Genomic DNA, 12,575 nt, shown 5'->3' on the forward strand with positions numbered 1-12,575 from the left:
AAAAACCGAACAAAAGTACGATTTCTTTCAAAAAATTCATACCTTTGCGCGCAAAATAATGTTTTTTCAAAAGTTATGTCACCGAAACAGCAGACATTGAACGCTCCGATCACTTTTCAGGGAAAAGGCTTGCACACGGGGCTTCATGTTACTATGACCGTCAACCCGGCCGAAGCGGGGCACGGCATCAAATTCAGAAGGATCGATCTCGAGGCCCAACCGACGATCGAAGCCCTGGCCGATTTCGTGGTGGATACATCGCGCGGAACGACCATCGAAAAACGCGGCGTCCGCGTCAGCACGATCGAGCACGTTATGGCGGCTCTGTGGGGCTGCGGCGTAGACAACGCCCTGATCGACATCGACGCTCCGGAAACCCCGATCATGGACGGCTCGGCGCGGGAATACGTCGAAGCCATCGCGCGAACCGGACTCAAAGAGCAGGACGAGGAACGCAAATATTATTCGGTGAGTGAAAAAACGCTTTTCGAAGCGCCCGAACGCGGCGTCGAGCTGGCGGTATACCCGGACGACGAATTTTCAATCAACGTCAACATCGATTTCAACTCCAAAATCATAGGCAACCAGTATGCGCGCCTCGACCGTATCGGGGATTTCGCGGAACAGATCGCCCCGTGCCGCACGTTCGTCTTTCTGCACGAACTGGAACCGCTGATCAAGAACAACCTGATCAAAGGAGGCGACCTGGACAACGCCATCGTGATCGTCGAAAACAAGATCCCGGACGAAGAACTCGCCCGGCTGTCGGAACTTTTCAACAAAAAGGACGTTCAGGTCGACGAAGGCTACCTGAACAACATCCAACTCCGCTTTCCGAACGAACCGTCTCGCCACAAGCTGCTGGACATGGTCGGCGATCTGGCGCTGATCGGTATGCGCATCCACGGACGCGTAGTCGCCTACCGCCCGGGCCATGCCGCCAATACCGAACTGGCCAAAATAATCCGCAGGAACATCAAGCGGGACGCGGCTAAGCCCCGTTTCCATTTCGAGCCGGACTCGACTCCCGTATACGACATCAAACAGATCAAGGGCATGTTACCCCACCGTCCTCCGTTCCTGCTGGTAGATAAGGTAATGCACCTGGACAGCGAGAACGTGGTCGGGATTAAGAACGTAACGATGAACGAGCCGTTTTTCGTGGGACACTTCCCGAACGAGCCGGTCATGCCGGGCGTGCTGATCATCGAGGCGATGGCCCAGTGCGGCGGGATTCTGGCGCTCAGCAGCGTTCCCGACCCGGAAAACTACTCGACCTATTTTCTCAAGATCGACGGCGTGAAGTTCCGGGACAAAGTGGTTCCCGGCGACACGTTGCAGTTCGAACTGAAACTGGCCGAACCGATCCGGCGCGGAATCGTCACCATGGAAGCGAAAGCCTACGTGGGCAACCGTTTTACGACCGAAGCGACGCTGATGGCGCAGATCGCCCGCAACAAAGACTGACAACCCGAACAGAAATCCATAATCCGAGTATAATGATAAGTAAATCAGCCCATGTTTCCGAAAATGCAAAATTGGGAGAAGGCGTAACCGTCGAACCTTTTGCATACATTGCAGCCGATGTCGTGATCGGCGACGGTTGCTGGATCGGCCCGGGAGCCGTGATCCTGGACGGCGCACGGCTGGGAAACAACTGCAAAATACACACCTCGGCCGTAATCGCCGGCGTACCGCAGGATCTGAAATTCCGCGGCGAATACTCGACCGTGGAGATCGGCGACAACACGTCGATCCGCGAATGCGCCACCATCAACCGCGGTACGGCGGCCAAAGGAGTGACCAAAGTGGGAAGCAACACGCTGATCATGGCTTACGCGCATGTCGGACACGATTGCACCGTAGGAGACAACTGCGTGATCGTCAACGGCGTTTCGCTGGCCGGAGAAGTCGAAGTCCAGGACTGGGCGATCCTCGGCGGACACTCGGCGGTTCACCAGTTCTGCCGGATCGGGGCCCACGTGATGCTCAGCGGAGGATCGTTGGTCAGCAAAGATATCCCGCCGTTCGTGAAAGCGGCCCACAACCCGCTGTCGTTCGTCGGAGCCAACTTCATCGGTTTGCGTCGCAGGGGATTCTCGCCGGAAAAAATCAACGAGATCCAGGAGATGTTCCGCATCCTTTTCCAATCGGGCTACAACTATTCGCGCGCCTGCGAAATGGTCGAAAACCAGGTGCCGCAATCTGCCGAACGGGATCTGGTGCTCGACTTCATCCGAAGCTCCAAACGGGGCATCCTGAAGCCGTACAACCCGAAAAAAAGCGACGACGAAATCGAATAACGACAGGCGCCGAACGACCGTCCCGGTGCATACGACTGATCCGGATCCCGGTCCGGCCGTTGTATTCGCTGGTCGCCGCGACACGAAAATTAACGGAAATTTGTTGTTTTTTTCAATAAATAAAGCTACATTTGCAGCGTAGCGGAAAGATGGGGGACGGGAGTCCCCCGTTTTATTAACCCTACCCCGGAACTTTCGACAAATCGTACATCCATGATAGATACCGAACGGATACGTGAAATCATCGACGAAAAACTGGCCGGAACGGATCTGTTCCTGGTCGGTATCCGGCAGTCGCCGTCCAACGAGATCGAAATTACGATCGACAGCGACACGTCGGTGGGAATCGACCGCTGCGCGGAACTGAGCCGGGCGGTCGAAGAGGCGTTCGACCGGGATGCAGAGGATTTCGAACTAACGGTCATGTCGGCCGGCATAGGTCAGCCGCTCACGATGCTGCGGCAGTACCGCAAGCTGATCGGCCGGGAAGTCGAGGCGGTGCTGAAAGACGGATCGAAACTGACCGCCGTTCTGAAAGACGCGTCCGCAGAGGCGCTTACGCTGAGTTACAGCGAAAAAGTAGCCGTAGAAGGTAAAAAACGCCGGGTATCGGTCGAACGCGAACGGACGATCCCGCTCGCGGAGATCAAGACGACCCGCGAACACCTGCGATTCAAGTAACGAAACGGCAGCCGGCCCGGCGAGGGCCGCAACCGGATATAAAACATACACAAAAAAAGCTAAAGTAAAGTTAACCAAAACGTACCGGGGGCAATGGTCGGAAAACCGTAAGGCCGTATTGCCTGTTAAAATTTTACATTACAGATATGGACAATCTCAATCTCGTAAACACGTTCGCGGAGTTCAAAGAGCTTAAGAACATCGATAAGAGCACCATGATCGGTGTTCTGGAAGATGTGTTTCGTCACTTGCTGATCAAGACTTACGAAACGGACGAAAATTTCGACGTGATCATCAACCCGGAAAAGGGAGACCTCGAAATATGGCGCAACCGGACGATCGTGGAGGACGGAACGGTGGAAAACCCGAACCAGCAGATCTCGCTGACCGACGCCCGCAAAATCGACCCGACCTACGAAATGGGCGAAGAGGTGGCCGAAGAGATCAAGCTGGCCGACTTCGGAAGGCGCGCCGTGCTGTCGCTGCGGCAGAATCTCGCCTCGCGGATACTCGACCTGGAAAAGGCCAATCTGTTCAATAAATACACCGAAAAAGTGGGCGAAATCATTACCGGAGAGGTCTACCAGGTATGGAAAAAGGAAATACTCGTGCTGGACGACGAAGAGAACGAACTGGTGCTGCCGAAAGCGGAACAGATCCCGAACGACTTCTTCCGCAAGGGTGACAGCATCAAGGCGATCGTTTCGAAAGTGGAGATGAAGAACAACAACCCCTACATCGTTCTGTCGCGTACCGCCCCGGAATTCCTCGAACGGCTTTTCGAGATGGAGGTCCCTGAAATTTACGACGGCCTGATCACGATCAAGAAGATCGTCCGCATCCCCGGCGAACGCGCCAAAGTCGCCGTAGAATCCTACGACGACCGCATCGACCCGGTAGGCGCCTGCGTCGGCATGAAGGGATCGCGCATCTACTCGATCGTCAAGGAGCTGCGCAACGAGAACATCGACGTGGTGAACTATACGACCAACACGCAGTTGTTCATCCAGCGGGCGCTGAACCCGGCCAAGATCTCGTCGATCAACCTCAACGAGCAAACCAAGACCGCGGCAATCTACCTGAAACCGGAAGAAGTTTCGCTGGCGATCGGCAAAGGCGGCCTGAACATCCGGCTCGCGAGTATGCTGACCGGATACGATATCGACGTCTACCGCGAACTGGAAGAGGAAGACATCGCCCTGGATACGTTCAAAGACCGGATCGACGGCTGGATTATCGACAAGCTGAAAAGCATTGGCTGCGACACGGTCAAGAGCGTGCTGGAACTCTCCGTCGCGGAACTGGCTCAGCGTTCCGACCTGGAGGAAGAGACCGCGCAGGAGATCATCGACATCCTGAAATCGGAAGAAGAGGACGTGAGCCTGGACGAATTTAAGGATGAGATCGACGAAGCGATCATCGATAAGTTCAAGAGCATCGGCCGCGACACGGCCAAAAGCGTACTGGAACTTTCGGCCGAAGAACTGGCCAAGCGCACGGGGATCGACGCCGGAACCCTGCAGGAGGTACTGAATATTTTGAAATCGGAATTCGAATAGCGCGCGGAAACGGGCCGGACGAAGGAAGCCGGCCGCGAACGATCGCAGAACGTTACGAAAGAGGAATGAATACATTCGCTTTATCCATGTGCATCGGCCTGGGCGCAGGCATTGCGGACATCGTCCCGATGATCGCGCAGAAACTGCCGGCGCACTCGACGGTATCCGTTTTCCTGCACTACTTTTTCGTTTCGATCGTGATCGTGAACATGGATTTGCCGCACATCCCCTGGTGGATCGAGGGAGGCGTGGTAGGCCTCGCGCTGACGATCCCGATGCCGATTCAGGTGGGGCACGCCGACCGCAAGCCGTTGCCCGTCATCGCGGCGAACGCCGTCGTACTGGGAACGCTGGTCGGGATAGCGGGTCACCTGCTACGGTGACCGTCCGGCAAACAACTTAGATAAGAACAAATAAGAGTCGATATAGATCCGAACCCGAAAAACGAAGCAATATGTCAAATGAAAGAAGACTTAGACTCCATCAGGTTGCGAGAGAGTTAAAAGTGGGACAAACAACAATTATTGAATTTCTTGAAAAAAAGGGAATCAAGGTGGACAATTCGCCCAGTTCGATCATCGAACCGGCTGCGTATGCCATCCTGGATAAAGAGTTCGGCGGAAACAAGCACATCGAGAAGGTGAATATCCGTGAAAAGATAAACCTGAAGCATGAATCCGTTTCGCTGGACGACCGCAAGGAGAACGAGCAGAACGGCTCCGACGACGGCGCCGATTTCAAGAACGAGGTAATTATCAAAAGCGGCGTGATCAATGTCAAGGACGAAGTGGCGAGAATGGCCACACCTAAGATATTGGGTAAGATCGATCTATCGGACAACCACAAGAAGAAAAATACGGCGGAACCGGCTACGGAGAAAAAACCTGAAGCTCCGAAGGCGGCTCCCATCGCGACCCCCGTGAAGAAACAGGAAGCGCCCAAACCGGCTGTCGAGCCGGTCGTCAGCGCTCCGGCTGCCCCTGCTACGCCGGCAGCGGCCGCTCCGGTTGCCGCCTCCGTCCCCCATGCAGCACCGGCCGCTGCGCCCAAGCCCTCCGAAACCGTCGCGGAAACAACGGCCGATAAGACGGAAGTCGTAATCCAGAACCAGACCTACGACCAGCGGATGGCCGCCGACGAAAGCAACCTGTTCCGTCCGGGCGAAGGCACTAAACTGTCGGGGCCGAAGGTATTGGGGAAAATCGACGTGAAATCCTTCGAAAAGAAGAAGGGCGAGGACAGCCACCGCAAACGGGAGAAACGCAAGCGGATTTCGAAAGACAAAGTAGACATTACGCAGAAGCAAAACCAGCCGACCGGCAAGGACAACCGGCCGAAGGCTGCGCCGAACGGCGCTCCGGGCGCGGCGGGTTCCGGTAAAAGCGCCTTCAAGGACAGGCGGAAAGGGAAAGCGGTAAAACCGGTGGTGAAAGCGGAAGTCAGCGAAGAAGAAGTACAGAAGCAAATCAAAGATACCCTGGCCCGTCTGACGGCCAAAGGCCCGAAGTTCAAAACGTCGAAGCACCGCCGCGACAAGCGGGAAGCGGTATCGGCCCGTATGAACGAAGAGCTGGAACGCCAGGAAAAAGAAAAAAGCGTACTGAAGGTGACCGAATTCGTAACGGTCAGCGAACTGGCGACCATGATGGACGTCAGCGTAACCGACGTCATCACGGCCTGCATGAACCTGGGGCTGATGGTTTCGATCAACCAGCGCCTCGACGCCGAAGCGTTGGTCGTGGTGGCCGAAGAGTTCGGTTTCAAAGTCGAGTTCGTTGCGGTTGAGATTCAGGAAGCAATCGACACGGAGGACGAAACGGACGAAGACGCCGTTCCGCGGCCGCCGATCGTTACGGTGATGGGGCACGTCGACCACGGTAAAACGTCGTTGTTGGATAACATCCGCAAGGCGAACGTAATCGCCGGCGAAGCGGGCGGTATCACGCAACACATCGGGGCATACAGCGTGAAACTCGACGACGGCCGGCGCATCACGTTCCTCGATACGCCGGGTCACGAAGCGTTTACGGCCATGCGTGCCCGCGGGGCGAAAGTGACCGACGTGGCGATCATCATCGTAGCCGCGGACGACAACGTGATGCCGCAAACCATCGAGGCGATCAACCATGCGGCCGCCGCACAGGTCCCGATCGTTTTCGCGATCAACAAGATCGACAAGCCGGGAGCCAACCCGGAAAAGATCAAAGAGGAACTGTCGGCCATGAACTACCTGGTTGAAGATTGGGGCGGTAAATACCAGTGCCAGGAGATCTCGGCCAAGCAGGGCATCAACCTCGACAAGTTGCTCGAAAAGGTGCTGCTCGAAGCCGAATTCCTCGACCTGAAAGCCAATCCCGACCGGAAAGCCCAAGGCGCGGTGATCGAATCCACGCTGGATAAAGGGCGCGGTTACGTTGCGACAGTGCTGGTACAGAACGGCACGCTGCGGGTCGGCGACATGCTGCTGTCGGGCATCTACACCGGCCGCGTGAAGGCGATGTTCAACGAACGCGGCACGCGGATCACCGAAGCGCCCCCGTCCACGCCGGTGCTGGTGCTCGGGCTGAATGGCGCTCCGCAAGCCGGGGACTCGTTCAACGTGATGGACGACGAACGTTCGGCGCGCGACATCGCCAACAAGCGCGAACAGTTGCAGCGGATGCAGGGCCTGCGCACCCAGAAGCACATCACGCTCGACGAAATCGGACGCCGCATCGCGATCGGCAATTTCAAGGAGCTGAACATCATCATCAAGGGCGACGTGGACGGTTCGATCGAAGCGATGGCCGACTCGCTGATCAAACTGTCGAAAGAAGAAGTTCAGGTCAACGTGATTCACAAGGCCGTAGGCCCGATCTCCGAATCGGACGTGATCCTGGCCGCCGCTTCGAACGCCGTGATCGTCGGATTCCAGGTGCGGCCTTCCGCCGCGGCCCGGAAACTGGCAGAGAAGGAAGAGATCGAAATCCGACTCTACTCGATCATTTACGACGCGATCAACGATATCAAAGACGCCATCGAGGGTATGCTCGCCCCGGTGATGAAGGAGGAAATCGTATGTTCGGTCGAAGTGATGGAAGTGTTCAAGATCACGAAGGTCGGCACGGTCGCCGGCTGTCTGGTGCGCGAAGGCAAGATTACGCGGCATACGAGCATCCGCGTAATCCGCGACGGCATCGTGGTCTACACCGGCAAGCTCGGTTCGCTGAAGCGTTTCAAGGATGACGTCAAAGAGGTGAACAACGGGCTCGAATGCGGACTGAACATCGAGAATTACAACGATATCCACGTAGGCGATATCATCGAAGGTTACGAACAGGTCGAAGTTAAAAAATAACCTCGCCGACGCCGAACCCGTCGTTTTGCGGGCCGTCCTCACGAATCGGGGGCGGCCCGCTTCGATTTTATGCCGGTCATCCGGCACGAATTTCCGATAAAATGATTAATTTTGGCAGAAACCGAACCGAATAACCCGAAATTAGCCTATGAAACTTTTGTTGAGCTTCGCACTGATGCTGTGCGGCCTGGCGGTACAGGGCGCCAGATTTTCCCCGATGCAGGCCGTCGACCTGCAGTGCGAGTACCTGACTACGCCGCTGGGGATCGACGTCGCCGAACCCCGCCTGATGTGGAAATTGCAATCTCCGGTCGGAGGAGTCTCCCAGAGCGCCTACCGGGTCGTCGTGGCGACCTCGCCCGAGCAGCTCGAAGCCGGGAACGCCGACGTATGGAACTCGGGGCGGATCAAATCCGGCGACCAGACGGTCGTATGCAGCCCCGCCGCTCCGCTGAAGTCGCATACCCGTTACTTTTGGAAAGTCGAAACGTGGGACGACAACGGCCGTATGCCGGTCACTACGCCGGTATCGTGGTTCGAAACCGGCAAGATGACGCCCGGCGAATGGAAGGCGCAATGGATCACCGACTCGCACGACAAACAGTATAAGCCCGCCCCGATGTTCCGCCGCGAATTCGCGACCGGAAAGCAGATCGCTTCGGCCCGCGCCTATATCTGCGGACTGGGTTACTACGAACTTTACCTGAACGGGGAGCGCGTGGGCGACCATCTGCTCGATCCGGGCTATACCGATTTCTCGAAACGGGTGCTCTACGTAACTTACGATATCACCGCTCAACTCGGCGAAGGTAAAAATTGCATCGGGGTCGTGCTCGGTAACGGCTGGTATAACGAACAAACTCCGGCCGTGTGGAACTTCCATCTGGCTCCGTGGCGCGACCGCCCGCGGCTACTGTGCGAACTGCATGTCACCTACCGGGACGGATCGACCGAAACGATCGGCAGCGACGCTTCGTGGAAAACGGCGACCGGCCCGCTGCTGTACGACAACCTGTACACCGGCGTAACGTACGACGCCCGGCTCGAACAGCCGGGATGGAACCGTCCCGGATTCGACGACGGCGCCTGGCAGCCCGCCGTGACCGTCCAATCGCCCGCGCCGCTGATCGAAGCGCAGAAAATGGCGGCCGTCGCCGCATCCGGATCGGTAAAACCGGTATCGGTCGAGAAGATCAACGACACGGTATACGTCTACAACCTGGGGAAAAACTTCGCCGGAGTATGCCGACTGCGCGTGAAGGGGCCGCGCGGAACCGTCGTAACGATGCGGCACGGCGAATTGCTCGATTCGGCCGGACGGGTCGATCAGAGGAACATCAACATGCACCTGCGCCCGACGAACGCATCGGAGATCAGCCAGTTCGACACCTATATTCTCAAAGGCGAAGGCGCCGAAACCTTTATGCCTCCGTTCACGTATCACGGTTTCCAGTACGTCGAGGTAACGACCAGCGTACCGCTGCAACTGACGGCCGAGAACCTCGAAGGCATAGTCATGCACAGCGACGTGCGACCGACCGGCGATTTCAGTTGTTCGAACAAACTGATCAACCAAATATTCGACATTTCGAAACGCTCGTACCTGAGCAACCTGTTCGGCATCCCGACCGACTGCCCGCACCGCGAAAAGAACGGCTGGATGGCCGACGGCTACATGGTGCAGGAAGCCGGCATGATCAATTTCGACAGCCGGAACATCTACGCCAAATGGGTGAACGATATGATCGACGCGCAGGAGGCCGACGGCAACGTGCCGGGTATCGTCCCGACTTCGTGGCACTGGGATTCGAACTGGGCCGGCCCGATGTGGGACGCCGCGATCTTCATCACGCCGCACCTGCTGTACCAATACAGCGGCGATACGCGGGCGATCGAAACGATCTACCCGGCGGCCAAACGTTACCTGGAGTACTTGCAAACGCGCGAGGAAGCGAACGGCACGATCAACCACGGACTCGGGGACTGGCTGTTCTACAAAGCGCAGACGCCGGTCGATTTCATGGCCACGTGTTTCTATTACTGGGATAACGTGCTGATGGCGCAGATGGCCCGGCTGACCGGCCGCGAACCGGAAGCCGCCCCTTACGAAGCGAAAGCCGAAAAGCTGAAAGTCCTGATCAACGAACTGTTTTTCGATCCCGAAAAGGTCTGCTATTCGAACGGCACGCAACTGTCGTATGCGCTGCCGCTCTATGTCGGTATCGTCCCGGAACAATACGAGAAACGATTGGCCGAAAACCTGAACCGTTGCATTGCGGACAACGATTACAGCCTCGATTTCGGCTTCATCGGCAGTCTGGTCGTACCGGCCGTGCTGTCCGACTACGGATATGCCGACGCCGTCTACCGGATGGTCACCAAAACCACGCTACCCTCATGGGGCTACTGGATCGAACAGTGCGGAGCGACCTCGCTGTTCGAAACGTGGGACGTCCTGCGGAACATCGGCGACGCATCGCGCAACCACCCATCAATGGGCGCCGTCAGTGCCTGGATGTACAAAACGCTGGCCGGCATCCAGGTCGATCCGGAACAACCGGCATTCCGGCACGTGCTGATCCGCCCGGCTTTCGTCGACGGATTGAACTGGGCGAAGGCGTCTTACGATTCGCAGCGCGGCGAGATCCGCAGCGCCTGGGAGCGCAACGGCGACCGGGTAACGCTGAACGTGCAGATCCCTGCCAACATGACGGCCACCGTATCGCTGCCGTCCGCCGCCGTCGAAGCAGTCGGTTGCAAAGGAAATGCGAAAAACATCCGGAAAATCACGGACAAAAAGTCGTCCGGAGTCGCTTACCGGATCGGTAGCGGAGCCTACCGTTTTACCTGTACGATAAACTGAAAAACCCAATCATAACCGATACAAACAACTGAAATATGGATTCCAATGAATTTTCGAGGCGGGAATTTCTGAAAAGAGTTCTCGCGCTGTCGGCGGCAGCGGCCCTGCCGACCATCCTGACGAAAAACACGTTGTCGGCGGCCCGGCCCAAACCGCGGATCGTCGGCCCGAACGAACGGGTCAACCTGGCCGTCTGCGGGATCGGCAACCGGGGCGGCGAAATTCTCCGCGAGTTCGCTAAAACGGGCGAGGCCAACATCGTCGCGCTGTGCGACGTAGACATGGGGGCCCCGCACACCGAACAGTCGCTGAAGCAATTCCCGAACGTGCCGCGCTTCCAGGATTTCCGGCAGATGTTCGACAAGATGGGCGACCAGATCGACGCCGTTTCGGTCGGGGTTCCGGACTTCTCGCACTTCCCGATCTGTATGCTGGCGATGTCGCTCGGCAAGCACGTCTATACCGAGAAGCCGATGGCACGCACGTTCTACGAGGTCGAACTGATGATGAAAGCGGCAAAAAAGTACAAGGTAGTCAACCAGATGGGCAACCAGGGCCACTCCGAAGGGAATTATTTCCAGTTCAAGGCATGGAAAGACGCCGGAATCATCAAGGACGTTACGGCGATCACCGCCCACATGAACGCGCCGCGTCGCTGGCACGGCTGGGATACGAACATCAAAAGTTTCCCTCCGGGACAGCCGGTCCCGCAGACGCTCGACTGGAACACCTGGCTGATGACGGCCCGTTTCCACGATTACAACAAGGACTACGTCAACGGACAATGGCGCTGCTGGTACGATTTCGGCATGGGCGCCCTCGGCGACTGGGGTGCTCACATTCTGGATACCGCCCACCAATTCCTCGAATTGGGACTGCCCTACGAGATCGACCCGGTGCGGATCGACGGGCACAACGACTTCTTCTTCCCGCAGGCCTCGACGCTGGTGTTCAAATTCGGAGCGCGCGGCAACATGCCGCCGGTAGACGTCACCTGGTACGAAGGACAGAAGAACATCCCGCCAGTGCCGGAAGGCTACGGCGTATCCGAGTTGGATCCGAACATTCCGGCCCCGAGTACCGGGCAAATCCAGCCGGCCAAGTTGAATCCGGGCAAAATCATTTATAGCAAGGAACTGACCTTCAAGGGCGGTTCGCACGGCAGCCTGCTGTCGATCATCCCGGAAGAAAAGGCCAGGGAGATGGCGTCACAGTTGCCGGAAGTCCCCCAGAGCTCGTCGAACCACTACAAAAACTTCCTGTTGGCCTGCAAGGGACAGGAACAAGCACGGTCGCCGTTCGACGTCGCCGGGCCGCTTTGCCAAGTGTTCAACCTCGGCGTGCTGGCGCAGCGCCTGAACGCGAAACTGCTGTTCGACCCGAAGAAAAAAGTGATCACCAACAACGAACGGGCCAACAAACTGCTGAAAGACCTGCCGCCGCGCGAAGGCTGGGAAGAGTTCTACAAACTGTAAAAAATGCCGGACAGATTTTAAAATCTGTCCGGCATTTTTTATTACCGAATCCTACATCCGGCATATAAACGACCAGCCGAAAGAATCAACCGGCTTTGACGTAATCATTCCACGTATTCACATACTCGTTACCGTCCGCATCTACGGATTTGAAAGTACAACTTCTGCGTTTTTCCTGAGCACAGGGAATCTGAACTTCCTCACCGCCATCCCCCTCTGAACCGGCCAATGCTTCGACGTTTTCAAGCAACAGATCATCAGCCGACCTGTCTTTACAATCATACCGCGCAAAAGCTCCTAAAACCGCTACGGCCAACGCGACCGAACCGGAAAAAATAACTGTTTTTTTCATAGAAT

The 12,575-nt window shown here is 56.8% G+C and carries 9 protein-coding genes; 8 read left to right on the forward strand and 1 reads right to left on the reverse strand.

All coding sequences use genetic code 11. The features are described 5' to 3' along the window. Positions 1 to 75: 75 nt before the first annotated feature. The 8 genes from C1A08_RS03245 (at position 76) to C1A08_RS03280 (ending at position 12,218) form a co-directional block, all read left to right on the forward strand. Positions 76 to 1,467, forward strand: coding sequence for a bifunctional UDP-3-O-[3-hydroxymyristoyl] N-acetylglucosamine deacetylase/3-hydroxyacyl-ACP dehydratase (locus tag C1A08_RS03245; RefSeq protein WP_101571351.1), 1,392 nt, complete (start codon positions 76 to 78; stop codon positions 1,465 to 1,467). Positions 1,468 to 1,499: 32 nt separating this feature from the next. Next, a complete protein-coding gene (gene lpxA / locus C1A08_RS03250; RefSeq protein WP_055202079.1) occupies positions 1,500 to 2,303 on the forward strand; it encodes an acyl-ACP--UDP-N-acetylglucosamine O-acyltransferase in 804 nt (267 codons plus the stop codon). 213 nt (positions 2,304 to 2,516) lie between these two features. Next, the gene (gene rimP, locus C1A08_RS03255) at positions 2,517 to 2,984 is read left to right on the forward strand and encodes a ribosome assembly cofactor RimP (protein WP_055202081.1); all 468 of its coding nucleotides are present in this window, start codon (positions 2,517 to 2,519) and stop codon (positions 2,982 to 2,984) included. A 146-nt stretch (positions 2,985 to 3,130) separates the two neighbouring features. After that, complete coding sequence (gene nusA, locus C1A08_RS03260) at positions 3,131 to 4,543, forward strand: transcription termination factor NusA (RefSeq protein ID WP_081032479.1); 1,413 nt, start codon at positions 3,131 to 3,133, stop codon at positions 4,541 to 4,543. 65 nt (positions 4,544 to 4,608) lie between these two features. Beyond that, the gene (locus C1A08_RS03265) at positions 4,609 to 4,926 is read left to right on the forward strand and encodes a hypothetical protein (protein ID WP_101571353.1); all 318 of its coding nucleotides are present in this window, start codon (positions 4,609 to 4,611) and stop codon (positions 4,924 to 4,926) included. Positions 4,927 to 4,997: 71 nt separating this feature from the next. Further along, positions 4,998 to 7,880 (forward strand): translation initiation factor IF-2, encoded by a 2,883-nt coding sequence (gene infB, locus C1A08_RS03270; protein WP_101571355.1) that lies wholly within the window; start codon positions 4,998 to 5,000, stop codon positions 7,878 to 7,880. Between the two features lie 148 nt (positions 7,881 to 8,028). Further along, on the forward strand, positions 8,029 to 10,743 hold the full coding sequence (locus tag C1A08_RS03275; protein WP_101571357.1) for a glycoside hydrolase family 78 protein: 2,715 nt from the start codon (positions 8,029 to 8,031) through the stop codon (positions 10,741 to 10,743). Between the two features lie 35 nt (positions 10,744 to 10,778). Continuing rightward, positions 10,779 to 12,218, forward strand: coding sequence for a Gfo/Idh/MocA family oxidoreductase (locus tag C1A08_RS03280; protein ID WP_101571359.1), 1,440 nt, complete (start codon positions 10,779 to 10,781; stop codon positions 12,216 to 12,218). Between the two features lie 85 nt (positions 12,219 to 12,303). On the opposite strand, the gene C1A08_RS03285 is transcribed toward C1A08_RS03280, so the two are convergent. Beyond that, positions 12,304 to 12,570: an NVEALA domain-containing protein gene (locus tag C1A08_RS03285; protein WP_081032481.1), complete on the reverse strand. Its 267-nt coding sequence runs from the start codon at positions 12,568 to 12,570 to the stop codon at positions 12,304 to 12,306. Between the last annotated feature and the right edge of the window lie 5 nt (positions 12,571 to 12,575).

Origin of the sequence: Alistipes sp. cv1 (genome assembly GCF_900240235.1) — a bacterium.
Classification (GTDB): Bacteria; Bacteroidota; Bacteroidia; order Bacteroidales; family Rikenellaceae; genus Alistipes_A; species Alistipes_A hominis.